Source organism: Labrys neptuniae (assembly GCF_040797145.1).
Classification (GTDB): Bacteria; Pseudomonadota; Alphaproteobacteria; order Rhizobiales; family Labraceae; genus Labrys; species Labrys neptuniae.
In genome coordinates, this window is record NZ_JBFNQD010000005.1 from 25622 (window position 1) to 48192 (window position 22571).

20 protein-coding genes are annotated in these 22571 nt (G+C 64.1%); 9 read left to right on the forward strand and 11 right to left on the reverse strand.

Annotation, left to right across the window (positions count from 1 at the left end; translation table 11 throughout):
• Positions 1 to 18: 18 nt before the first annotated feature.
• Positions 19 to 1080 (reverse strand): LacI family DNA-binding transcriptional regulator, encoded by a 1062-nt coding sequence (locus ABXS05_RS16135; protein WP_367624623.1) that lies wholly within the window; start codon positions 1078 to 1080, stop codon positions 19 to 21.
• 393 nt (positions 1081 to 1473) lie between these two features.
• On the opposite strand from ABXS05_RS16135, the gene ABXS05_RS16140 reads away from it, so the two are divergent.
• The 9 genes from ABXS05_RS16140 (at position 1474) to ABXS05_RS16180 (ending at position 11246) form a co-directional block, all read left to right on the forward strand.
• Positions 1474 to 2388 carry a transketolase gene (locus ABXS05_RS16140; RefSeq protein WP_367624624.1) on the forward strand — a complete coding sequence of 305 codons (915 nt, stop codon included), beginning with the start codon at positions 1474 to 1476 and terminating at the stop codon, positions 2386 to 2388.
• Positions 2385 to 3359, forward strand: coding sequence for a transketolase family protein (locus ABXS05_RS16145; protein ID WP_367624625.1), 975 nt, complete (start codon positions 2385 to 2387; stop codon positions 3357 to 3359). The genes ABXS05_RS16140 and ABXS05_RS16145 overlap by 4 nt, the downstream gene beginning before the upstream one ends.
• On the forward strand, positions 3359 to 4840 hold the full coding sequence (locus ABXS05_RS16150) for an FGGY-family carbohydrate kinase (RefSeq protein ID WP_367624626.1): 1482 nt from the start codon (positions 3359 to 3361) through the stop codon (positions 4838 to 4840). Before ABXS05_RS16145 ends, ABXS05_RS16150 begins: the two co-directional genes overlap by 1 nt.
• 66 nt (positions 4841 to 4906) lie before the next feature.
• Positions 4907 to 5887, forward strand: a complete 981-nt coding sequence (locus ABXS05_RS16155; protein WP_311936560.1) for an ABC transporter permease — start codon at positions 4907 to 4909, stop codon at positions 5885 to 5887.
• A 78-nt stretch (positions 5888 to 5965) separates the two neighbouring features.
• Positions 5966 to 6904, forward strand: coding sequence for a sugar ABC transporter substrate-binding protein (locus tag ABXS05_RS16160; RefSeq protein ID WP_311936563.1), 939 nt, complete (start codon positions 5966 to 5968; stop codon positions 6902 to 6904).
• 148 nt (positions 6905 to 7052) lie between these two features.
• A complete protein-coding gene (locus tag ABXS05_RS16165) occupies positions 7053 to 8552 on the forward strand; it encodes a sugar ABC transporter ATP-binding protein (RefSeq protein ID WP_367624627.1) in 1500 nt (499 codons plus the stop codon).
• A gap of 14 nt (positions 8553 to 8566) precedes the next feature.
• On the forward strand, positions 8567 to 9331 hold the full coding sequence (locus tag ABXS05_RS16170; RefSeq protein WP_367624628.1) for an SDR family oxidoreductase: 765 nt from the start codon (positions 8567 to 8569) through the stop codon (positions 9329 to 9331).
• Between the two features lie 140 nt (positions 9332 to 9471).
• Positions 9472 to 10443 (forward strand): sugar-binding transcriptional regulator, encoded by a 972-nt coding sequence (locus ABXS05_RS16175; protein WP_311936572.1) that lies wholly within the window; start codon positions 9472 to 9474, stop codon positions 10441 to 10443.
• 11 nt (positions 10444 to 10454) lie between these two features.
• Positions 10455 to 11246 carry a glucose 1-dehydrogenase gene (locus tag ABXS05_RS16180; protein WP_367624629.1) on the forward strand — a complete coding sequence of 264 codons (792 nt, stop codon included), beginning with the start codon at positions 10455 to 10457 and terminating at the stop codon, positions 11244 to 11246.
• 82 nt (positions 11247 to 11328) lie between these two features.
• Here ABXS05_RS16180 and ABXS05_RS16185 read toward each other — a convergent pair whose 3' ends face one another.
• The 10 genes from ABXS05_RS16185 to ABXS05_RS16230 all read right to left on the reverse strand — a co-directional run bounded on the left by ABXS05_RS16185 (position 11329) and on the right by ABXS05_RS16230 (position 22480).
• The gene (locus tag ABXS05_RS16185; protein ID WP_367624630.1) at positions 11329 to 13125 is read right to left on the reverse strand and encodes a flavin-containing monooxygenase; all 1797 of its coding nucleotides are present in this window, start codon (positions 13123 to 13125) and stop codon (positions 11329 to 11331) included.
• 232 nt (positions 13126 to 13357) lie between these two features.
• A complete protein-coding gene (locus ABXS05_RS16190) occupies positions 13358 to 14425 on the reverse strand; it encodes an ABC transporter ATP-binding protein (RefSeq protein ID WP_311936580.1) in 1068 nt (355 codons plus the stop codon).
• A gap of 23 nt (positions 14426 to 14448) precedes the next feature.
• On the reverse strand, positions 14449 to 15342 hold the full coding sequence (locus ABXS05_RS16195) for a sugar phosphate isomerase/epimerase family protein (protein ID WP_311936583.1): 894 nt from the start codon (positions 15340 to 15342) through the stop codon (positions 14449 to 14451).
• Positions 15343 to 15377: 35 nt separating this feature from the next.
• Positions 15378 to 16148, reverse strand: a complete 771-nt coding sequence (locus ABXS05_RS16200; RefSeq protein WP_367624631.1) for an SDR family NAD(P)-dependent oxidoreductase — start codon at positions 16146 to 16148, stop codon at positions 15378 to 15380.
• Between the two features lie 129 nt (positions 16149 to 16277).
• The gene (locus ABXS05_RS16205) at positions 16278 to 17099 is read right to left on the reverse strand and encodes a carbohydrate ABC transporter permease (RefSeq protein ID WP_367624632.1); all 822 of its coding nucleotides are present in this window, start codon (positions 17097 to 17099) and stop codon (positions 16278 to 16280) included.
• Positions 17092 to 18024, reverse strand: coding sequence for a carbohydrate ABC transporter permease (locus ABXS05_RS16210; RefSeq protein ID WP_367624633.1), 933 nt, complete (start codon positions 18022 to 18024; stop codon positions 17092 to 17094). Before ABXS05_RS16210 ends, ABXS05_RS16205 begins: the two co-directional genes overlap by 8 nt.
• Before the next feature lie 151 nt (positions 18025 to 18175).
• Positions 18176 to 19525 carry an extracellular solute-binding protein gene (locus ABXS05_RS16215; RefSeq protein ID WP_367624634.1) on the reverse strand — a complete coding sequence of 450 codons (1350 nt, stop codon included), beginning with the start codon at positions 19523 to 19525 and terminating at the stop codon, positions 18176 to 18178.
• An 85-nt stretch (positions 19526 to 19610) separates the two neighbouring features.
• Positions 19611 to 20708, reverse strand: a complete 1098-nt coding sequence (locus ABXS05_RS16220; RefSeq protein WP_367624635.1) for a LacI family DNA-binding transcriptional regulator — start codon at positions 20706 to 20708, stop codon at positions 19611 to 19613.
• Between the two features lie 248 nt (positions 20709 to 20956).
• Positions 20957 to 21730, reverse strand: a complete 774-nt coding sequence (locus tag ABXS05_RS16225) for an SDR family NAD(P)-dependent oxidoreductase (protein ID WP_367624636.1) — start codon at positions 21728 to 21730, stop codon at positions 20957 to 20959.
• 66 nt (positions 21731 to 21796) lie between these two features.
• Positions 21797 to 22480: a class II aldolase/adducin family protein gene (locus ABXS05_RS16230; protein ID WP_367624637.1), complete on the reverse strand. Its 684-nt coding sequence runs from the start codon at positions 22478 to 22480 to the stop codon at positions 21797 to 21799.
• Positions 22481 to 22571 lie beyond the last annotated feature (91 nt).

Below are 22571 nucleotides of genomic sequence, written 5' to 3' on the forward strand. Positions count from 1 at the left end.
CCCTTTGGTATCATCGACTTAGCCACCCCTTGTTGATGGGGTCTCACTGTCATGGAGCGGGCCGCCGCAGGACTCCCGCACCACAAGCCGGCAAGGCAATTTCCTGACGCCCGGCTCGACTGGCCGGCCATCGACCTGGGCCAGCAGCGCCAGCCCGGCCTGCCGCCCGAGTGCGGCGAGATTCATGTCGATGGAGGTCAGCGGCGGCCGGCTCTGGGAGGCGATGATCTCCCAATTGTCGAAACCGATGACCCCCACATCTCCCGGCACGCTGAGGCCGCGCTCGCGCAGGGCATCGATCACCCCCCGCGCAATCATGTCGTTGCCGCAGAAGATCGCATCGGGCTTGGTACCTCGCCCCGCAAAGAGCTGCCCCACCGCTTCATGCCCCCACGCCTCGGACCAGGCCCCCATCAGGGCCGGTAAGGGCGGCAATCCGGCCTGGGCCAGCACGTCGTGGCAGGCCTTGGCGCGAAGATGCACGACGGAGAAACTCGCCGGACCGGTAACATGGGCGATCCGGCGTCTGCCGAGACCCAGAAAGTGTTCGGTCGCCAGTCGGGCTCCGGCTTCGTCGTCGGAGACGAACGCCGCCGCGCCCGGATCGGGTTCGGTGAAGGCGTAGACCGCCGGTATGCCGAGATTCGAGAGGTCGACCGGGAGCCGGCGGTCGATCCGTTTGCCGGTGGCGATGATGCCATCGACGCGCTTGTCGAGCATGGCATTGACGTGGAGCTGCGCCAGGCGCGGATCGTCCTCGACATTGCACAGGAAGACCGAGACCCCCTTGTCGACGAGGGCCTCTGTAATTCCGGCCATCAGCGGAAGCGAAAAGCGGCCATAGGTATCGTTGGTCAGCAACCCCACCGTGAAGCTGCGGCGGCGGAGCAGGCTCTGCGCCAGGGCATTGGGGCGAAATCCCAGGAGTGCGGCAACCTCACGCACCCGCTTGCGGGTTTCGATCGTCATCCGCCCCTGGTCGTTGAGCGCCTTGGACGCGGTGGCGAGGCTGACGCCGGCGGCAGCGGCAACGTCGCGCAACGTGACTGGCTCCGACGCCCCCTCGCCTCCCTTCGTCATCGAAGCTCCCCGATTGAGAAAAGGTTTTCTCTTTCTCGATCTAAGCATCACCTTGAGCAAAAGGTGCTGCTTTTGTGTGAGAAAAGGTTTTCTCACTTTTACAGGAGATCAAGGCTTCCGACAAGGGTTATTCGTCGGATGATTGAAATGGCTGGAGAGCCCTTTTCTCCTCCGCCGATTGGCCGGTTCGCCGCAGACAACAGGACCTCCCCTAGCCGGCGTCGTTCAGGACGCTCGACGACATTCCAAGACCAGTTGCTGCCCCTTCCTCCACGGCCTGGTCTCCCTTCTGCGAACCGTCGGCGTTCACAACGCTTGACAAGGTCGATATCTAGTCTCAGAATGAATTTAATATCACATATGAATAAATATTCATATCGACATGGAGGACTGATGACGGCGCCCCCTCACGCTTTGAATCTCGTTGATGCCGCCGCGTCCGGCCCTGCCTCGTTTCCGGTGCCGCTGGCAGCCGTTGCCCATCCGAGCTTCGAGAAGACGGCCGATCCCGTGGCCCTGGCGGAAATTGCCCGCCAGGTGCGGATCAAGATCGTCAGGACCATCGCACAGGCAGGCCTTGGCCATGTCGGCGGCGACCTCTCGGTGACCGACATCCTCACCACGCTCTATTTCGGCGTGCTCAACGTCGATCCCTCTGCCCCGACCAAGCCGGACCGGGATCGTTTCATCCTCTCCAAGGGGCATTGCGCCGCCGCCTTCTACAGCGTTCTTTCGCTGCGCGGCTTCTTTGATCCCGCCGCCGTCGACACCTTCATGAGGCCCCTTGCGGCCCTCAACGGCCATCCCAATCGCCGCAAGATCCCGGGCGTCGAGGCCAATACGGGTCCGCTGGGCCATGGCCTCCCGATCGGAGTCGGCGCGGCCGTCGGCGCGAAGATCGCCGGTCAGGATTGGCGTACCTTCGTGGTGCTCGGTGACGGTGAGCTGCAGGAAGGCTCGAACTGGGAGGCAGCCATGGCTGCCGGTCATCGCAAGCTGTCCAACCTCACTGCCATCGTCGACCGCAACCGCTTCCAACAGGGCGCGGGCACGGAGGCCACCAACACGCTCGAACCGCTTGCCGACAAGTTCCGAGCCTTCGGATGGGAAGCCATCGACGTCGACGGCCATGACACCGCGGCCTTGCTCGACGTGCTTGCCGCCCGCGGCACGGACCGGCCCCGGGCCGTTATCGCCAAGACCTATAAGGGCCGCGGCGTCTCCTTCATGGAAGACCGCGTGGAGTGGCATCACAAGGTGCCGAGCGCCGAGCAGGTCGAGATCGCATTGAAGGAATTGTCGCTATGAGCGCCCCCGAAGCCCCCCGCCCCGCCAGCGCCCCCGAGACGTTCGACTGCCGGGTGGCCTTTGCCGAGGAACTGACCGCCCTCGCCCGGACGGACAGCCGCATCGTAGCGGTCTGCAACGACAGCGTCGGGTCGAGCAATCTCGGGGCCTTCCAGAAGGAGTTTCCGGATCGCCTGATCAATGTCGGCATCGCCGAGCAGAACATGGTCGGCGTCGGCGCCGGCCTTGCCAATGCCGGCCTGATCCCCTTCGTCTGCGCTGCCGCTCCCTTCCTCACGGGCCGGGCGACCGAACAGATCAAGGCGGACTGCGCCTATTCGCAATATCCGGTGGTGCTGTGCGGCATGTCGCCCGGCATGGCCTATGGCGAATTGGGCCCGACCCATCATTCCATCGAGGATTTCGCCTGGATGCGGGCGATTTCCGAGCTCACGGTGATGGCTCCGGCCGACCCCCAGGAGACCCGCCAGGCCGTCCGCTGGGCAGCCAATGCGGGCAAGCCCGTGTTCATGCGTGTCGGGCGCTTCAAGATCCCTGCCGTGAACGGGCCGGGCGACGATTTCCAGCCGGGCAGGATCGGCACGCTGCGCGAGGGCGGCGACGTCACGCTGGCTGCCATCGGCACCATGGTATCGCGGGCGCTGGAGGCGGCGGACCTGCTCGCGGCACAGGGCGTCTCCGCCCGTGTCCTCAACGTCTCGACCCTCAAGCCACTGGATGAGGAAACCATCCTGAAGGCAGCGCGCGAAACCGGCCGCATCGTCACGGCGGAAGAAGCAATCAATGTCGGGGGTCTCGGCGGTGCCGTCGCGGAGACGGTTGCCCAGCACCATCCCGTGCCGATGCGCATTCTCGGCGTGCCCGGCTTTGCACCGACGGGCGACACCCAGTTCCTGCTCGACCATTTCGGCCTGAACGCCAAGGGCATCGTCGAAGCGGCGCTGGCTCTCCTGGGCAAGGGAGCACATTGATGACCGGCCCGCTCGTCCTCGCCATCGATCAGGGCACGAGCTCGACCAAGTGCCTGCTGGTCGACAGCTCCGGCGCCGTGGTCGCGCGCGGACAGGCACCGCTACGCGAGAGCCATCCGCAGCCCGGCTGGGTCGAGCAGGATGCCGGAGAGATCTGGGACAGCATCCGGGCAGCCGTCGCGGCCTGCGTCACACCCGAGCAGGCCCGAGCCGTCGTTGCTGCCGGGATCAGCACGCAGAGGGAATCCTGCCTGCTATGGCACCGCAAGACGGGCGCTCCGCTCTCGCCCGTGCTGTCCTGGCAGGATCAGCGAACCGCCGCTCTGGCGCAGGCGATCGGCACGCCCGATGCGCTCGCCCGGGTGCGCCAGGTCAGTGGCCTGCCGCTCGACCCGATGTTCTCTGCCCTCAAGCTGCACTGGCTGCTCGACCAGATCGACCCCGATCGCACCAAGGCGCGCGCCGGCGACATCCGCGTCGGCACCATCGATAGCTGGCTGCTGGGCCGCCTGTCCGACGATCATCTCATCGAGGCGGGCAATGCCTCGCGCACGCAATTGCTCGACGTCGCCAAGGGGCGATGGGATGAAGGCCTTCTGGAGCTGTTCGGCGTGCCAGCCGAAGCACTGCCGCGCCTTACCGCCTCAAGTGGCCCCTTTCCAAGCCTTCGCGGTTTCGCGCCCCTGCCGGACGGTATTCCCCTATTGGCCGTGATGGCCGATTCCCATTCGGCGCTGTTCGCGCATGGCGCGATCCAGCCCGGCGAAGTCAAGGCCACGCAGGGCACCGGCTCGTCCGTGATGGGCCTGATCCCCAATGGCACCGCGCTCGACCCGGGCCTCTGCCTCACCATCGCCTGGGCCATCGACGGGATCGGGCCCGAGCATCTCGCTCTGGCGGCCGAAGGCAATATCCGCGCGGCAGGTTCCACCCTGCGATGGGTGGCCGGCATTCTGGGCATCGATACGGACGAATTGGCAAGGCTGGCGAAGACGGCATCGGCCGGCGGCGTTACCCTGGTACCTGGATTCACCGGCCTCGGCGCGCCATGGTGGGACGCCGAAGCCGTCGGCCTGTTGACGGGGGTCACGCTCGGCACCGACAGGAACTGTATCGCACGGGCGGCAATCGACAGCATCGCACACCAGATCACCGATGTGGTCGAGGCCCTCGAGCGCAGCGGCTCGCCCGTGCGCCGGCTGCATGTCGATGGCGGCCCCACCCGCAACGACCAGCTCATGCAGATGGAGGCCGACATGATCGGCCGGCCCATCCTGCGAGGGCATACGGCCGAGCTCTCGGCACTGGGTGTCGCCCATCTGGCGGGTCTCAAGGCCGGGCTTTGGAATGCCGGGAGACTGGCAGGGCTGGAACGTCCGCGGGATGTCTTCGAACCATCGATGCGGCCAGCCGAGCGCCAGGCCGAGCGCCGGCGCTGGCTCGATGCCGTCGCGCGTTCGCGCTTCCGGCCAGGCGCCTAGACCGGCGTCACCACCACGACAAGAGCCACGACGAGGGCGGAAGAACCAAAGCGGGAAGGAGGGACCATGTCAGCCCAAGCAGAGAATTCCGATCGAGCGAGACCCCGCTTCAAGATCGACCTGACCGGAGGGGTCTGGGGGCCCTTGATCGGCCTCCTCGTGCTGATCGCCTTCTTCTCGATCCGGGCGCCACACTTCTTCACGGTACAGAATGCCATCATCATTTTCGACCAGGTCACGGTCTACGGCATCCTCGCCATCGGCATGACGCTGGTGATCATCACCGGCGGGATCGATCTGTCGGTCGGCTCGGTGCTGGCCTTCTCGGCCATGACCACGGGCTGGTTGTTCTCCACCATCGGGCTGCCTTTCGTGCCGGCCTTGCTCCTCGGCATCCTCGCCGGGGCTGCCTGCGGGCTGGTCTCGGGCCTCTTGATCACACAGGCGCGCCTGCCGCCCTTCATCGCGACGCTCGCCATGATGACGGTCGCCCGCGGCCTCGCCAACAAGTATACGGACGGAAACGTCGTCTCCGGCTGGCCCGACGCCTTCAACACGCTCAATACCTACCGCCATTTCGGGCTGATCACGGCCACCACGGCCTTCTTTCTCCTGCTCGTCGTGCTGACCTGGGCCTTCCTGAAATACCGCCCGGCCGGGCGCAATCTCTATGCGATCGGCGGCAATCCGGAAGTCGCGCGCCTGGCCGGCATTTCGGTGAAACTGCAGATCGTCGTCGTCTATGCCGTCGCAGGCGCCCTGTCGGCCATCGCCGGCATGGCCAATGCCGCCCGACTGCAGACCTCCCAGCCCTATGACGGGCTTGGCTATGAGCTCACCGCCATCGCGGCCGTGGTGATCGGCGGGGCGTCCCTCTCCGGCGGCGTCGGCAGCATCGGCGGCACGCTCATCGGCATCCTGATCATCGGCGTGCTGAATTCGGGCCTGAGCCAGATCGGCGCGCAGACCTACGACAAGGACGTGATCATCGGGATCATGATCGCGGCCGCCGTGGCCTTCGACACCCTCATCCGGCGACGCCGGTAACCCGATCGGGGCGGGCGCCGCCCTCCCCGGTGTCTCCAACTACGCCTGCAACAAAGACTCCAACCGAGGAAACCACCCATGAGCAGAACCATCCGCGCTCTCGGCCTGACGCTCGCCTTTGCCGTCTCGCCCCTCGCCGTCTCCGGCGCCTGGGCCGCCGACAAGGTCAAGGTCGGCCTTGCCGTCGCCAATCTCCAGGCCGATTTCTTCAACCAGATCAAGCAGTCGGTCGAGAAGAACGCCGCGGCGATGGGAGCGGAGGTCGTCACCGTCGATGCCAAGGGCGATGGCGCCACCCAGGTCAGCCAGATCCAGGACCTGATCACGCAGAAGGTCCAGGCCCTCATCTACATTCCCGCCGGCGCGGCAGCCGCCAGCGTTCCGGTCAAGGCCGCCAAGGCTGCCGGCATTCCGGTCATCGCCGTCGACCGCAACCCGGCCGACGCCCCGGGCGATACCTTCATCGCCACCAACTCGGTAGCCGCGGCCAAGACGCTCGGCGACTATGTCTGCAAGGTCACCGGCGGCAAGGGCGACCTCGCCATCATCCAGGGCCAGATCGGCACCACGCCGGAACAGGACCGTGACAAGGGCTTCAAGGAAGCCATGGCCAATTGCCCCGGCATCAAGGAAGTCGGCCGCGAAGCCTCCAAGATGTGGATGAAGGACGAGGGCTTCAACATTGCCCAGAACATGCTGCAGCGTGATCCCACCGTCAGCATCTTCTTCGGGCGGGCCGATGCTCTCGCCCTCGGCGCCGCGCAGGCAGCCAAGGCCGCCGGTTCCGATCACAAGGTCTGGGTCTTCGGCTTCGACGGCGACCTTGCCGGCCTCAAGGCCGTCAAGGACGGTACACTCGACGCGACCATGACGCAGCGCACCCAGTTCATGGGCAAGCTCGCTTTGCAATCGGCGCTCGACCTCGTCGCCGGCAAGAAGGTGCCGGCCGAGCAGTTGCAGGACGCGGCGCTGACCACCAAGGACAATGTGGATCAGTACATCGCCGAGCACCCTTGAGGCCCGACCCGTCTGCGGCGCGTCCCGCGCCGCAGACACTCGAACACCCCTTGCGAACGCCCCTTGCGAACGCTCCTCGCGAGCACGCCCGCTCTTCATCGGATCCCCGGCCACGGCGGCCGGGGCGCCCCTCTCCAGGAGGCCCGTCATGAATGAATCCCCAGAACCATTCACCGCCGGCCTGTCGGTGCGTGGCGCCTCCAAGCGCTATGGGCCGGTGACGGTGCTCGAAGGCGTCGACATCGATGTCCGGCCCGGCGAAGTCGTCGCGCTGCTCGGCGAGAACGGGGCCGGCAAATCGACCATCTCCTCCATCATCGCCGGGCTGATCCAGCCGACCGCCGGCACGATGACCTGGAACGGCGAACCCTATGCGCCGGCCAGCCCCGCCGATGCACTCGCCCGCGGCATCGGCCTGATCCACCAGGAGATGCGGCTCCTGCCCGATCTCACCATCGCGGAGAACGTCTTCGTCGGCCGCCAGCCTACGAAATCAGGCCGGGTCGATCGCGCCTATATGGCAAGGCGCGCCGCCGAGCAGCTCCATCGCCTGGGTCTCGACGTGCCCACTTCCACCCTGGTGCGCCATCTGCGCGTCGCTGCCCAGCAGCAGGTCGAGATCGCCAAGGCGCTCACCCTCGACGCCAAGCTCCTGATCCTCGACGAGCCGACCGCCGCCCTGGGCGGCGAGGAAACCGATCACCTCTTCGAACAGATCGAGCGCCTGAAGCAGGAGGGCATGGGGTTCGTCTATATCAGCCATCGCCTGGACGAGATCGCCCGCATCGCCGATCGCGTCGTCGTGCTTCGGGATGGGCGGCTGGTCGGCACCTATGCGACGGCGCAGGTGCCGGTAAAGACCTTGGTCGAGGCCATGGTCGGCCGCTCGGTCGAACGCATGTTTCCTGCCATGACCACGCCGGGCGACCGGGAGGTCCTGCGCATCGAAGGTCTGAGCGCACCCGACAAATCCTTTCGCGACATCAGTTTCAACGTGCGTGCCGGCGAGGTCTTCGGCATCGCCGGCATCGTGGGTGCCGGCCGTACCGAGCTGGTGCGCGCCATCGCGGGCGCCGATCCCATTGCCGCCGGCTCGATCACCATCGACGGCCGGCCGCTTTCCCCGCGAAGCCCGGCCGACAGCCTGACGGCCGGCATCGTGCTGGTGCCGGAGGACCGCAAGGACCAGGGCCTCATCCTGGAGCATACGATCGGCGACAATATCGCCCTGGGCAATTATCCGCGGATCGCCCCCTCCGGCTTCGTGACGCCGGGCGCCGTGCGCAGCTACGCCAACCAGAACATCAAGCGTTTCGGCGTGAAAGGCAGCGCCAGTCAGCCCGTCGGCCATCTTTCAGGGGGCAACCAGCAGAAGGTCGTCCTGGCCAAGTGCATCTCGCGCCGTCCCAAGGTGGTCATCCTCGACGAGCCGACCCGCGGCATCGACGTCGGCGCCCGCGCCCAGATCTACGAGGTGATCGCAGACCTCGCCCAGCAGGGGCTCGCCGTCATCGTGGTCTCCTCGGACCTGGACGAGGTCCTGGGCCTGTCCAATCGCGTGATGGTGCTCAGCCGCGGCCTCAATCGCGGCATTCTCGATCGCAATCAAGCCAATCGCGTCTCCGTGATGGAACGCGCCACACTCTGACGCCAGGAGCGAACATGGAAATCTTCAGACTGGATGGCCAGGCCGCCTTCGTGACGGGTGCCGGCAGCGGCATCGGCCAACGGATCGCCATCGGCCTTGCGGAGGCGGGCGCCGACGTCGCCTGCTTCGACCTGCCGGGCTCGGCGACCATCGGCCAGACTGTGAGCGCCATCGAAAAGCTCGGCCGCAAGGTCGTCGCCCTGGCGGGCAGCGTCGCCCAGGCGGAGGATCTTGCCCACGGCATCCGGGAGGCCGAGGAGGCGGTGGGTCCGCTGACCATCGCCGTCAATGCCGCTGGAATCGCCAATGCGGCGCCGGCCGAGGACATGCCGCTCGAGCAATGGCAGCGCATGCTGGACATCAACCTGACCGGCATCTTCCTGTCGTGCCAGGCCGAGGCTCGCGTCATGCTGCCGCAGGGGAGAGGCACCATCGTGAACATCGCCTCGATGTCCGGCTCGATCGTCAATCGGGGCATCCAGCAGATCCACTACAACACCTCCAAGGCCGGTGTCGTCCATCTGACCAAGAGCCTAGCGATGGAGTGGGTCGATCGCGGCATCCGCGTCAATGCGATCAGCCCGGGCTATACCTCGACGCCCATGAATCTGCGCGCTGAGGTCGCCGAACAGGTGAAGCGCTTCGAAGCCGAGACCCCGATGGGCCGCATGGCAACCGTCGACGAAATGGTCGGACCGGCCGTTTTCCTTGCTTCGCGCGCTTCGTCCTTCGTGACGGGTGTCGATCTGCTGGTCGATGGCGGCTTCGAGTGCTGGTGAATGCCGCACAGGGCAACGTCACGGTGCAAGAGTGAGATCCGTGCTTGTCGCCCTTCGACGATCCGGTCGAGAATGCGGGTTCGCCTCGTGCGGCAGCTTGCCCGCGAAAATAGCTCTCTCGCCGGATAGTGACCGAAGCCATGTCCAGGGCCGACGAACTCCGCCTCATCACACGCGTTGCGCAGATGTATTACCTTGATGCCATCAAGCAGTCCGATATCTCCGAGCGCCTGCACATCCCGCAGGCCCGGGTTTCGCGCCTGCTGAAGAAGGCCCTGGACGAGAACATCGTCCGCATCTCGATCACGCCGCCGCCGGGGGTCTTCGCGGAGTTGGAGGCCGGCCTGCGCGAGCGTTTCGGCATCGAGGAGGCCATCGTTGCCGAGGCGCTCAGCGAACGGGACGAAACCGTTCTGGCCGCCATCGGCGATGCCGCCGCCCATTTCCTCGAATCGACGATTGCGGATGACGAGGTGATCGGGGTTTCCTCATGGAGCCTGTCGCTGATGCGCACCGTCGATGCGATCACGCCGATCAAGCGCGTCCAGGCGCAGAAGGTGGTGCAGATCTTCGGCGGCATGGGCAATCCCACCATGCAGTCCCATGCCCAGCACATCGTCACGCGCCTCGCCCAGCTCACCAATGCCAAACCGCAATTCCTGCCTGCTCCGGGCGTCGCCGGCTCGCCGGAGAGCAGGAACGTCCTGATGGCCGACCCGTTCGTCGAGGAGACGGTGCGCTGCTTTCGCGAGATCACCTTGATGCTGGTCGGCATCGGCTCGATGACGCCGTCCTACATGCTGGTCAATTCAGGCAATGCCTTCACGCGCGAGGAGCTGGACGAACTGGCCGCCCATGGCGCCGTCGGCGACATGGGCCTGCGCTTCTTCGATGCGGAAGGCCGGCCGGTGATCACCCCCCTCAACGACAGGGTCATCTCGATACCCCTCGAAGAGATCAAGGCCGCCAAGCGGGTGGTCGCCGTCGCCGGCGGCAGCCGCAAGGTGCCGGCCATTCGGGCCGCCATGCTCGGCGGCTACATCGACGTCCTCATTACCGATCACTTCACCGCCGAGCAGTTACTCAGCGGCGATCCCCCCCGAAAGACCTGAAAGGAAGAGCCATGACCGCCCCCTCCCGCTTCACCGGAAAGACCGTCGTGATCACCGGCGCCAGTCGAGGCATCGGCGCCGCCATTGCACGACGTTTTGCCCGGGAAGGCGCGGCGGTCGTCGTGAGCGCCAACGAGGCGCGCGTCGAGGAGGTGGCTGCCGAGATCAAGGCGCAAGGCGGCAAGGCGGCGGCCTTCGTCGCCGACGTCACGGATAGGGCCAGCGTGACGGCACTTTACGATATCGCCGAGCAGCAATTCGGCAAAGTGGATATATCGGTCCAGAATGCCGGCGTCATCACCATCGCACGGATCGAGGACATGACCGAGGCGGAGTGGGACAAGGTCATGGACGTCAACACCAAGGGCGTCTTCCTGTGCTGCCAGGAAGCGATCCGGCGTATCCGCAAGCATGGCCAGGGAGGCCGCTTGATCAACACCGCCTCGGGACAGGCGCGGCAGGGCTTCATCTTCACGCCGCATTATGCCGCCTCGAAATTCGGCGTCGTCGGCGTTACGCAGAGCCTGGCCAAGGAAGTCGCGAAGGAAGGCATCACCGTCAACGCCTTCTGCCCCGGCATCATCGAAACGGACATGTGGGCCTATAACGACACGGCCTGGGGCAAGCTGCTGGGCAACTACAAGCCCGGCGAGTTGATGGCCGAATGGGTTCGCAACATCCCGATGGCCCGTGCCGGCAATGGCGAGGACGTCGCCGGCCTGGTCGCGTTCCTGGCCAGCGACGACGCCGCCTACATCACCGGCCAGACCATCAATGTCGATGGCGGGCTGATCATGTCGTGAAGCAGCCATCCACCCCCGGTGATCGATACCGACCACCGGGCGCAGGCCGCGACGATCGACCGTCGGACGACCTTTCCCCTCGTCAGGCCAGGTGATGAACCGGCGGGATGCCGAACACCGGCGTGGGTATTCCCTCCAGGCGCGCCTTCAGCTGCAAGGCGAGATATTGGGAGTAATGGCGGGACTGGTGCAGGTTCCCGCCATGGAACCAGAGCCCATCCTGCCGGGTGGGCTTCCACATGTTGCGTGGCTCGCCCTCCCAAGGGCCGGGATCCTTGGTGGTATCGGAGCCGAGCCCCCAGACCTTGCCCACCCGATCCGCCACCTCCTGCGAAATCAACCTGGCGGCCCAGCCGTTCATCGAACCATAGCCGGTGGCGTAGACGATGAGATCGGCCGGCAGTTCGGTGCCATCGCTGAGCACCACGCCGTTCCGGGTGATTTCGCGGACCCCGACGCCGCTTTTCAGCTTGATATCCCCGTTCGCGATCAGGTCGGAAGCACCGACATCGATGTAGTAGCCCGAACCGCGCCGCATATATTTGAGAAACAGGCCGGATTCGTCGTCGCCGAAGTCGAGCAGGAAGCCTGCCTTTTCGAGCCTCTCCAGGAGATCGGCATCCGCAGCCTTGATGGAGGCGGTCACGGGCTTGAGGATTTCCGGCATGAGCCTGTAGGGCACCGAGGCGTTGAGCAGATCGGCCTTGTCGGTATCAATGCCCCGCTCGAGGGCGTCCTCCGAATAGAGCCGGCTGGTGCCGAACCGGAAGAGCGCGTCCGAGGTGGCGACATGCGTCGAGGTACGCTGCACCATGGTGACATCGGCGCCCTTCTCCCACAGATCCGCGCAGATGTCGTGGGCGGAATTGTTAGAGCCGATGACGACGCATTTCTTGCCACTATAGGCTTCGCTGCTTTTGTAGCGGCTGGAATGGCATTGCTCGCCTGCGAAGAGATCCATGCCGGGAAAAGCAGGCTCATTGGGAATGCCGGACATGCCGGTCGCGAGAATGAGATGCCTGGGCGCGAGCGTAACCGGCCTGCCCTCGCGCAGGACCTCCACGCTCCATTGCCCTCGCTCGGCATCGAAGGACGCCTTGCGACAGGGTGAGGAACTCCAGACATCGAGCTCCATCACCTTGGCATAGGCCTCGAGCCAGTCCGCCATCTTGTCCTTGGGTGTATAGACCGGCCAGTCGTCGGGGAAAGGCAGATAGGGCATGTGGTCGTACCAGACCGGATCATGCAGGCAGAGCGACTTGTAGCGCTTGCGCCATGCATCGCCCGGCCTATCATGGGCCTCAACGATGAGCGTCGGCACGCCGAGGCGCTTCAGCCGGGCTCCGAGCGCCAGGCCGCCCTGCCCCGCCCCGACGATCAGGCAATAGGGCTGGGTCTCGGAGCCGAGGGAAGCCTCCTCTTCCTGCCGTCGCTCCAACCAGGTCTGGCGATCGCGGTGAACGCCATGCTGGGCCCCCATGACCCGCCGGCGCCCCTTCTTTTCCTCGAAGCCCTTCAACTCCTCCATCGAAGTCAGCAGCGTCCAGCAAAGATCGCCCTTGAGGCGGACATAGCCGCGACAGCGTGCCTCTGTGGTTTCGAACGTAAAAAACCCTTCGGTGATGCCATCGGTTTCCGACGCCTCGTCCTGCACGGTAAAGGCGCTGGGCCGGGTGCGTGCGAAGGTCGCGTCAATCAGGTCACCGACGCCTTCCCTGCCCTCGGCGGTGTGCAGGTTCCAGGTGAACGCCAGCAGATCGCGCCAATAGCAATCCTCGGCGAACAAAGCGAGGAGCGCAGATCTGTCGGCAGCCGCCGCGGCGAGAGCAAAGCGATCCAGCCACCTCGAAAGCTGGCCCTTTGCATCCGGTCTACTCATGACATTTCATCCCTATGGTTTTTCAAATCGCGCCTCATTGTGATGCGGGCGCTCGTAAAAAGCGGCGGCTTGACGACGCACACCGGCAATCTGCCTCGCCAACCAACCGTATATCAAAACGTAATACTATGGATTCTTCTTGCACCTCGTTCTTTCAGCATCAAGGGGAAGTGATTGCAAAGTATGTGTCAAGTAATTTCGAAGTCAGAAGTACCTGGGATGGAAGCACCCCTCATGCGGCGATCGCCGTTCCGCCGCCATCGAAGAGATGGACGCGGGACGCATCCGGCGTCAGGAAGATCCTGTCGCCGGTCTTGAAGCGTCTTTCGCCCACGGCGCGCACGGTGATGGTGCCGAGCGATGGAACCTCGACATAGAGCAGGGCATCGCTGCCCAACTGCTCCTCCAGGGACACCGTGCCTTCCCACAGGCCCTCATCGGGCGAGTAGAGAACATGCTCCGGGCGGATGCCGAGCGTCATCTTCTGGTCCAGTCGCGAGTGCCACCCATCCGGCAGGGCGACTGTCGAGCCACCCGGAAGCTCCAGGTCCCTGTCGCCGCTCGGCGCCGCCGGCAGGAAGTTCATCTTGGGCGAGCCGATGAAGCTCGCGACGAAGAGATTGGCGGGATGGTCGTAGAGTTCGAGCGGCGTAGAGAACTGTTCGACATTGCCCGCCCGCAGCACCACGATACGATCGGCCATCGTCATGGCCTCGACCTGGTCGTGGGTCACGTAGATCATCGTGGTGCGAAGGGTCCGGTGCAGCCGGATCAGCTCGATGCGCATCTGCACGCGCAGGGCCGCATCGAGATTGGACAGGGGTTCGTCGAACAGGAAGGCGGTGGGCGAGCGCACGATGGCCCGCCCGATCGCCACGCGCTGGCGCTGGCCGCCGGAAAGCTGGCGGGGCTTGCGGTCCAGGTAGTCCTCCAGGGCCAGGATGCGCGAGGCTTCCGCCACCTTGCCGGCTATTTCCTGCCTGGACATGCCGGCGATCTTCAGGCCGAAGCCGATATTGTCCCGCACACTCATATGCGGATAGAGCGCATAGGACTGGAAGACCATGGCGATGCGGCGATCCGCCGGCGCGAGCCGGGAGACATCCTTGCCGTCGATCAAGACACGGCCGTCCGACAGTTGCTCCAGACCGGTGATCAGCCGGAGCAGCGACGACTTTCCGCAGCCCGACGGGCCGACGAACACCACGAACTCCCCGTCCTTCACTTCCAGGCTGACATCGGAGATGACCTGGTGAGACCCATATTTCTTGCTGACACGGTCGAACTGGATGCTTCCCATGGTCACCTCCTGATGGCTGAGATCTAGACGAGGCCGCTGCGGCCGCGCTTTTCGGTCTCGTAGGCGGCCTTGAGGTGAGCCTGCGTGAAGATCTTGGCGTGCGCGGCGAGGTCATCCCCGTCGTCCCACAGGTCACGCCAGATGCCGAGGATGCCTTCGAGAGGTTGGCCGACGACCCGGGAGGAGAAGGATTCGAAGGTGATCGGCCCCTGGTAGTTGGCTTTGGCGAGGGCGCGGAAGATCATCTTGAAATCGATCGAGCCGGTGCCGAGATAGCCCCGGTTTGAATCGCCGGTATGGAAATAGCCGAGCAGCGGTCCGGTCTCGACGATGGCGGCGGCGACGTCAGCTTCCTCGATGTTCATGTGATAGCAGTCGAGATGGACCTTGACGTTCGGCGCACCGATCCGCTTGCACATCTCGACCGCCTGCGCCGCCGTGTTGAGAACGTTGCTCTCATAGCGGTTGACCACCTCCAGCCCGAGGGTGATGTCGCTCTTGGCCGCCTGCTCGGCGACCCGCTGCAGGACCTCGACCGCGCGGGCGACGCCGTCCTTGGTGGGCGGCACGGCATATTTCTGGAACGCCGAATAGATGATCCCGCAGATATGCGTGCCCTTGAGGTCCCGGGCAATCGAGACGATGTCGAGAAGGCGCCGTTCCCCGCGCTTGGCCATCTCCGGGTCGCCGTTCGAAATATCGGTGGTGGCATCGAGGCCGAGGGAGAAGGTGATGCCGACATTGGCCTTCTCGAGCTCGCGCCGCGTGAAGTCCACGTCGAACACGCTCGGATCCAGGGCCGGCGCCTCGATGATGTCATAGCCCAGTTCCGCCGTCTTCCCGATGGCCCGAGCACATTGCTCGTGGCTCCAGCCGGGCGTCCAGACAAAGGCGTGCAGTCCCAGTTTATTGTTCACGATGCTGGTCTTTCTTTCAGCAGAGGTTGATGGTTTCAGTGGAAGATGATGCCGCCGCAGACGTTGAGCGCCTGCCCGGTGATGAAGGATGCATCATCGGACGCGAAAAAAGCGACAGAACCGACGACATCCTCAGGATATCCCAGGCGGCCGAGCGTGGTCTTCTCGATGACTTTCTTGAGCGACTCCTCGTCCCGATAATTGTTGCGGCCCATGTCGGTGTCGATGATGCCGGGGCAGACCGCATTGACGGTGATGCCGTCGAGGCCGACCTCCATAGCCAGGATATGGGTGAAGCTGATCACGGCGGCCTTGGACGAGCAGTAATGGGCCTGGCCGACGCCGCCGCGCTTGCCGCCAATGGAGGCGATGTTGATGATGCGGCCTGCCTTGCGCTGCCGGAAATGGCCGAGCAACGCCTTGGTCACCATGAAGGTGCCCTTGGTGTTGACGTCATACATGCGGTCCCATTCGTCCGGCTCGATGTCCTCGACCTTGTGGACGGACAGGACGCCCGCATTGTTGACCAGGACATCGATGGTGCCGCAGCGGGCAAGGGCGTATTCCGCCAGCGAGGCGACGTCATCGGGATTGCTGACATCGGCATAGGCGATGTCGCAGCGCCCTCCGCTGGCCTCGACCTCGGCCCGCAGCTTTTCCATTTCTTCGTGCTGGCGTTCGATGTCGTTGGCGACGACGTGGTAGCCCTCGGCCGCCAGACGCTTGACGATGGCGCGCCCGATGCCACGGCTCGCGCCGGTGACGACGGCTGCGCGGTTCCGGCCGCGCTGGGCTAATTCAGACATGTGGGATCTCCGTGGTCTTGTTCTAGAGCAAAATGACATTCCCCTTATTGTCATTTTGCTATAACCCTTTGTTTTAACGTGTTTTCTTGATCGAAAAGTCGATCAACTTTTCTGGAAAACGCTTTGAGGTCAGTCCTTGACAGCGCCCATCGTCATTCCCGAGACGATGTGGCGCTGCATGAAGAGGGTGAAGATTACCGGTGGCACGCATTGGATGATCGAGGCGGCGGCGATCAGGTCCCAATAGACCTTGCCCGTGCCGATGAAGGAGGAGATCACCACCGGCAGCGTGCGGGCCGAGCGGGTGGTCAGGAACAGCGAGAGCAGGAACTCGTTCCAGCAGAAGATGAAGACGAAGGTCGCCACCGTCATCACGCCGCTCAGGCTCATGGGCAGGGCGATCCGCACGAGCACCTGGACCCAGCTGCAGCCTTCCAGCCGCGCCGCCTCGATCACCTCGCGCGGGACCCGGCGCAGGAAGGACATCGAGACCCAGACCGCGAAGGGCAGGTTGAAGCCGGCATAGGCGATGATCAGCGCCCACACGCTGTCGAGAAGGCCGAGCCCCCTGAAGATCACGAACAGAGGCACGGCGGCGGCGATCGGCGGCATCATGCGGGTCGACAGGATCCAGTCGGCGATCGCGTTGGAGGCGCGCATCTGGAAGTTCACCAGGCCGAAAGCAGTGGGAATGGCGAACAGCAGCGCCAGCGCGGTGGCGCCGAGCGTGACCACGACCGAGTTCAGGATGAAGGGCCAGTAGTCGCTGAAGATATGCGCGTAATTGTCGAGATAGGTGAAGTCCGGGATCCAGACCGGCGGAATGGCGATGATGTCGCTGGTGTTCTTGAACGAACTCAGGCCGATCCACAGCAACGGCCCGACGGCGAAGGCCGTGAAGGCGAGAGCCGCAATGACGAGCCCGATGTCCTTGCCACGAATACTATGCATTTTCCACGCTCCTCAGCAGGCGAACCGCGAAGGTGGTGATGACGATGCTGATGACGAGGATGAGAACGGCGGCGGCCGAGCCGACGCCGATCTGGAAATACTGGAAATCCTGCTGGTAGGCATAGAGCGTCACCACCATGGTGGCATCGCCAGGGCCGCCGCGCGTGGTGACATAGATGACGTCGAAGAAGCGCAGCACGTCGATGATGCGCAGGATGACTCCGAGCAGCACGACATTGAGGATCGAGGGCACTTCCAGCGACCAGAGGATATGGTGCCAGCGCGCGCCGTCGACGCGAGCGGCTTCATAGAGATCGGTGCGGATCGAGGTCAGGGCCGCCAGGCACAGCAGCATCATGAAGGGCGACCACTGCCACACATTGATCAGCACCATGGAGACCATGGCCGTGACGGGCTCGCCGAACCAGGAAACGGGCGTCAGCCCGACGAGCTGGATGACGTAGTTCACCACCCCCAATGTCGGGTTGAACAGATAGGCGAAGATCATGCCGACGATCAGCGGCGTCACCATCATCGGCATCAGATAGAGCGAGCGCAGCGCCCCGACCCAGCGCAGATGCGACAACTCGTAGAACACCTTCGCGGCGGTGAAGCCGATGACGATCTCCAGCGAGATCGAACTGACGCCCAGGATGGCCGTGTTGAGGAGGGCGCGCAGGAACAGCCCGTCATGCAGAAGAAAGAGATAATTGTCGAAGCCGGTGAACACGGCGCGCTGCAGCGTGGTGAGCTTGACCTGATGCAGGCTGAGATAGACCGAATAGACGAAGGGATAGATCGTCAGGAACAGCAGGAAGAGACAGGTCGGCAGGATAAAGGCCGTCTGCTGCAGGCGGTCGTTGCGCAGGAAGGCAAGCCGCCGCCAGGGCAGGTCTTGGGAATATGCGAGGGCCGCGGGCTGCATGGAGGTCCGCCTCTCTGGTTGGCTGCCGGCCGGACCCTGGCGGATGCAAACCGCCAGGGATCTCGGCAATCCCCCTCCCCCATGCCGGAGGAGGGGTCGTCCGATCAGGACATGAAGCGGGTTATGCCCACTAGAGCAAAACGCTATAGGCTTACTTCAGGGCGCCCGAGGACTTCAGGAGCTGCGTGGCCTTGGCATTGGCATCGTCCATGGCATCCTTCACCGACATCTCGCCGATGATCGCCTTGTTGACGTTGACGCCAATGGTGTCGATCAGCTGGAAGGTGGCGGGAATGCGCGGGCGGACCTCCGTCCAGGCCGTCTTCTGGGCCTCGGCGATGGTCTTGGTCCAGGGGAACTTGGCCTGGACCTCGGCATCGTTGATGGCGCTCAGGCGGCTCGGCGTGCCGCCCGCCAGGGCATAGCGCTTGTGCTCGGCCGGGCTCGCATACCATTTCATGAAATCCCAGGCCGCGTCCTTCTGGGTGCCATGGGCGTTGAGGCACATGACCCAGCCGCCGACCGGCGGAACCGGCTTGCCTGCCTTGGACGGCATCAGGACGCTGCCGAACTTGCCGGCGATCTGGCTGGTCTTGGGATCGTTGGCGATCTGGGCGCGCACCGACCAGTCGTTCATCATGGCGAGCTTGCCGCTGGCAAAGGCGCTGGCACGTTCGTCCCAGGCGTAGCTCTCGACGCCGGGCGGGCCGAATTTCACCATGTCCTTGAAGAATTGCACGAGATCGAGGGACTCGGGCGAATTCAGGGTCGGCGTCATGTCGGCATAGGGATCAGCCGCGCCGATGACATTGCTCTTCCAGGGTGAGCCGCCGGCATTGAAGATCCATTCGAAATATTGCTGGCCGGCTGCTGCGCCACGCTGATTGTTCATGGCATAGCCATAGACGCCCGGAAAATCCGGATTGTTGGTGAAGAACTTGGCAGCCTTCTGCAATTCGTCGAAGGTCTTGGGCGGCTGCATCTTCGCCTTGTCGAACAGGTCCGTGCGGTAATACATCAGCTCGTAGTAAATCGCGACGGGCAGGCAGTATTTCTTGTTGTCCCAGCTCGCCTGGCCGGCGCCCGAGGAGGTGTAGTCGTCCCAGGCGATCACCTTGGGATCCTCCTTGGCGATGCGGTCGTCGAGAGCATCGATGCAACCTGCCTCGACGAACTCGCCGATCCAGATGCCGTCGATGAGCAGCACGTCGTAGCTGCTGTCGTTCTGCGAACAGTTCAACAGCTCCTTGTCGTGCAGGGCGTCATAGCCGTTGCCGTCGACCTCCACCTTGGCGCCGGTGAGCTTGGTGAAGTCGTCCTTGGTGGCCTTGATCGCCTCGATGAAGGGATCGCTGATGCTGATCAGCTTCAGCGTCTTGCCGGCCTGGTCGGCAAGCTTGCCTTTCCAGTCGATGTCCTGGGCATGAGCGGCCAGGCCGACGAGACAGGCCAGCGCGGATGCCGTGCCGATCATGATCTGCTTGAATGCGGGGCGTTCCATATTCATCCTCCATTCCGGCCGTTCTTATGGGCGCGCCGGTGCCGGTGACGGCGCGTCGTTTCAAGATCCCGAAGGGGCTGGCGAGCTAGACCCTGGGCTGCCTGGCCACGGATTTTCGTCGCGTTCCGCCCTTGGCCGGCTCTTCGGCGGCAGGCAGGCGACGGATCGGCAAGCCGATCCTCTTGGTCGAGTTTCTCAGGATGAGTTCGCAGGGCAGGCGGACATGCCGGGGCACGGCAGCCGGATCGTCGATCCTGGCGCGAATGGTCGCCCAAGCCTGCGCGGCGATCTGCTCGACGTCCTGCCGCATGGCTGTGATGGGCGGCGCCGTCGCGCGCATCCAGGCATAGTCGTCGAAGCCGACCAGCGAGATGTCCTCGGGAATCCGGATATTGCGCTGGGCCATGTCGGCAAGAACACCGAGGGTCCCGAAATTGGTGAGGGCGATGACGGCGGTGGGCCGCTCATTGGCCGTGAACCAGCGTTGCAGGCCCTCGGCGACGGTCTCGAATGTCTGGCCGACTTCGAGAATGGGCGGAGCAGGCAGGCCCGCTTGCTCGAAGACCTGCACAATGCCGGCGCAGCGCTCGCGAATATTGGCGATACGCGTGGTGGTTGCGACCACCAGGGCATTGCTGTGCCCATATTCCAGGAGGTGCTCGGCGGCGTGTCGCCCGGCGGAAAAATTGTCGCTGCCGATGGTATCGCCCTCGAAACCCTCGGTTATGCGGTCGACGACGACATAGGGCACGCCGACATCGTCGAGAAGCGTGCGGGTGGCGAAGCGATCATCGTTCGGAATGATGACGACGCCCGACGGACGCCAGGACAGCAGGGCCGACAGGCGGGATCGCTCGACCTCTTCATTCTCGTTCGAGCTCGCCACGATGATGTCGTAGCCCTCATCCTGGACGCAACGTTCCAGGCTGGCGATGACGGCGCTGAAATAGGGATTGTCGAGACTTGGTACCAGAACGGTGACGACGCGCGCCTTTCCCGTTCTGAGTTGCGAGGCAACCCGGTCGACCTCGTAGCCCAATTCACGCGCAATGGCCTGCACGCGCTCGGCGACCTCCGGGGTTGCCGCCCCCTGGCGGCCATTGAGGACGTTCGACACCGTCGCCGGCGAAACGCCGGCCCGCGTTGCAACATTCCTGATGGAAATACGCTTAGGTTTGCGCATGGCAGCCCAACGTTTCCGTTCCCTGTCATTCTTACTTAAACGATTTAATAAAACGATTCACCAGCTGATCGTGTTTGTCAACACCTTACTGAATCGTTTTAGTACGGAGACCCGATCACAGGAGAGAAGACGGCCGCGAGCGGTAGCGTCCACGCCTCAGCGTCCCGCCAAGCCGCCATCGGGACCGAAGGAAATCGTTGCAAAGGGCTGTCGACGGTGAAGGCCGCGGGCCCTTCCGCCGGCCGCCATCACCAGCAGGTAAAGCCGCCGTCCGCCACCACCGTGGTGCCCGTCATCAGGCTGGAGGCATCGCAAGCCAGGAAATGCACCACCGAGGCGATCTCGTCCGGCTTGCCGAGACGATGCATCGGCGTGTCGCGCAGCCAGACGTCGATCATGCCGTCATTGTCGTGGCGATACATGGTCATGGCGGTCTCGATATAGGTCGGCGCCACCGCATTGACCCGCACGCCCCGATCGGCCCATTCGGCGGCCAGCGACGAGGTCATCTGGTGCACGGCAGCCTTGGCTGCATTGTAGTAGGTCTGCTTTTGCGGGCGGTTCGAAATCAGGCCGGACATCGAGCCGATATTCACGATGGCTCCCCGGCCGGCCTTGAGCATGTGGCGGCCGAATGCACGATTGCACCAGAAGACGCCGTTGTAGTTGACGTCGTTCACATGCAGCCAATGCTCGTCGCTCACATCCTCGGCCGCCGTTCCAGAACGGGCAATGCCGGCATTGGCAACCAGGATGTCCACCCGGCCATGGTCCCTCACGACATCCTCCGCCAGGGCCTCGACCTCGGCGGGCTTGGTCACGTCGACCTGGCGCACATCGACTTCGTAGCCCTTGCGCGCCAGTTCCGCCCGCCCCTCGGCGGCGATCGACAGGTCGATGTCGGCAATGACGACTTTTGCGCCGTTTTCCAACAGGGCTTCGGCGCAACTCAGGCCAATGCCGCGCCCACCGCCGGTGACGACGGCAACCCTCCCGTCGAGGCGGAACTTGCGTGCATACATGGCGTCCTCCCGTTCCAGATTTTGTGGGAATGCAAGATTTTGTGGGAATGCCCGTCGAGGCCGGCCCTATTCGGCGGCGCGGTCGAGGAAAGGATGGCGACCGGGCTGGGCGAACTTGGTGCGGCGGATATCGAGAAGCCTCTCGATCTGCTCGGCGTTGAATTCCTTCGCGCCGCCATAATGGGCCGCGAGATAGACGACCTTGGCGTAGTAATCGAGCGCTTCCATCTTGAAATAGGCGCTGGTGAGATCGTGGCCGTAGGAGAGTGCGCCGTGGTTTTCCAGCAGCAGCGCATCATATCGGTCGAGATAGGGCGCGATCGCCTCGGACAATTCGCTCGTCGAGGGTAGCGCGTAGGGCGTCAGCGGCACCTCGCCGAGGAACATGGTGGATTCGGGCATGATCTGCTGCGTGATCGGCTTGCCGCAGATGGCGTGAACCGTGGCATAGAGAGGATGGGCGTGCACGACCGCCCGGACATCGGGCCGATGATCATAGACGCATAGATGCATCTTGATCTCGGTCGAGGGACGAAAGCCCTTGTCCTCGACGAGTGCCCCCTGCCGGTCGATCCGGCAGATCATCTCCGGCGTCATGAACCCCTTGGACACGCTGGTCGGGGTGCACAGCAAGGTGCCGTCGTCCAGCAGAACCGAGAAGTTGCCGTCATTGGCGGCGCCCATCTCGCGCGCATAGGCGCGGCGCCCGATTTCACAGATATATTCGCGCAATCGGAGATCGTCTTGCATGCCGGGCACCTCGCTAGGTTGGCCCGAGCTATCGCAAATTCGGTCAGAAAGTCAACTATTCGGACATTTTATTTTTGAACTTGCCCGATCT

Bases quoted from the DNA above. Each gene is read 5' to 3' on its own strand.
- ABXS05_RS16155 (WP_311936560.1), top strand. From the start codon at position 4,907: ATGTCAGCCCAAGCAGAGAATTCCGATCGAGCGAGACCCCGCTTCAAG.
- ABXS05_RS16190 (WP_311936580.1), bottom strand. From the start codon at position 14,425: ATGGGAAGCATCCAGTTCGACCGTGTCAGCAAGAAATATGGGTCTCAC.
- ABXS05_RS16210 (WP_367624633.1), bottom strand. From the start codon at position 18,024: ATGCAGCCCGCGGCCCTCGCATATTCCCAAGACCTGCCCTGGCGGCGG.
- ABXS05_RS16185 (WP_367624630.1), bottom strand. From the start codon at position 13,125: ATGAGTAGACCGGATGCAAAGGGCCAGCTTTCGAGGTGGCTGGATCGC.
- ABXS05_RS16165 (WP_367624627.1), top strand. From the start codon at position 7,053: ATGAATGAATCCCCAGAACCATTCACCGCCGGCCTGTCGGTGCGTGGC.
- ABXS05_RS16145 (WP_367624625.1), top strand. From the start codon at position 2,385: ATGAGCGCCCCCGAAGCCCCCCGCCCCGCCAGCGCCCCCGAGACGTTC.
- ABXS05_RS16170 (WP_367624628.1), top strand. From the start codon at position 8,567: ATGGAAATCTTCAGACTGGATGGCCAGGCCGCCTTCGTGACGGGTGCC.
- ABXS05_RS16140 (WP_367624624.1), top strand. From the start codon at position 1,474: ATGACGGCGCCCCCTCACGCTTTGAATCTCGTTGATGCCGCCGCGTCC.
- ABXS05_RS16150 (WP_367624626.1), top strand. From the start codon at position 3,359: ATGACCGGCCCGCTCGTCCTCGCCATCGATCAGGGCACGAGCTCGACC.
- ABXS05_RS16175 (WP_311936572.1), top strand. From the start codon at position 9,472: ATGTCCAGGGCCGACGAACTCCGCCTCATCACACGCGTTGCGCAGATG.
- ABXS05_RS16220 (WP_367624635.1), bottom strand. From the start codon at position 20,708: ATGCGCAAACCTAAGCGTATTTCCATCAGGAATGTTGCAACGCGGGCC.
- ABXS05_RS16230 (WP_367624637.1), bottom strand. From the start codon at position 22,480: ATGCAAGACGATCTCCGATTGCGCGAATATATCTGTGAAATCGGGCGC.
- ABXS05_RS16215 (WP_367624634.1), bottom strand. From the start codon at position 19,525: ATGGAACGCCCCGCATTCAAGCAGATCATGATCGGCACGGCATCCGCG.
- ABXS05_RS16225 (WP_367624636.1), bottom strand. From the start codon at position 21,730: ATGTATGCACGCAAGTTCCGCCTCGACGGGAGGGTTGCCGTCGTCACC.
- ABXS05_RS16205 (WP_367624632.1), bottom strand. From the start codon at position 17,099: ATGCATAGTATTCGTGGCAAGGACATCGGGCTCGTCATTGCGGCTCTC.
- ABXS05_RS16200 (WP_367624631.1), bottom strand. From the start codon at position 16,148: ATGTCTGAATTAGCCCAGCGCGGCCGGAACCGCGCAGCCGTCGTCACC.
- ABXS05_RS16160 (WP_311936563.1), top strand. From the start codon at position 5,966: ATGAGCAGAACCATCCGCGCTCTCGGCCTGACGCTCGCCTTTGCCGTC.
- ABXS05_RS16180 (WP_367624629.1), top strand. From the start codon at position 10,455: ATGACCGCCCCCTCCCGCTTCACCGGAAAGACCGTCGTGATCACCGGC.
- ABXS05_RS16135 (WP_367624623.1), bottom strand. From the start codon at position 1,080: ATGACGAAGGGAGGCGAGGGGGCGTCGGAGCCAGTCACGTTGCGCGAC.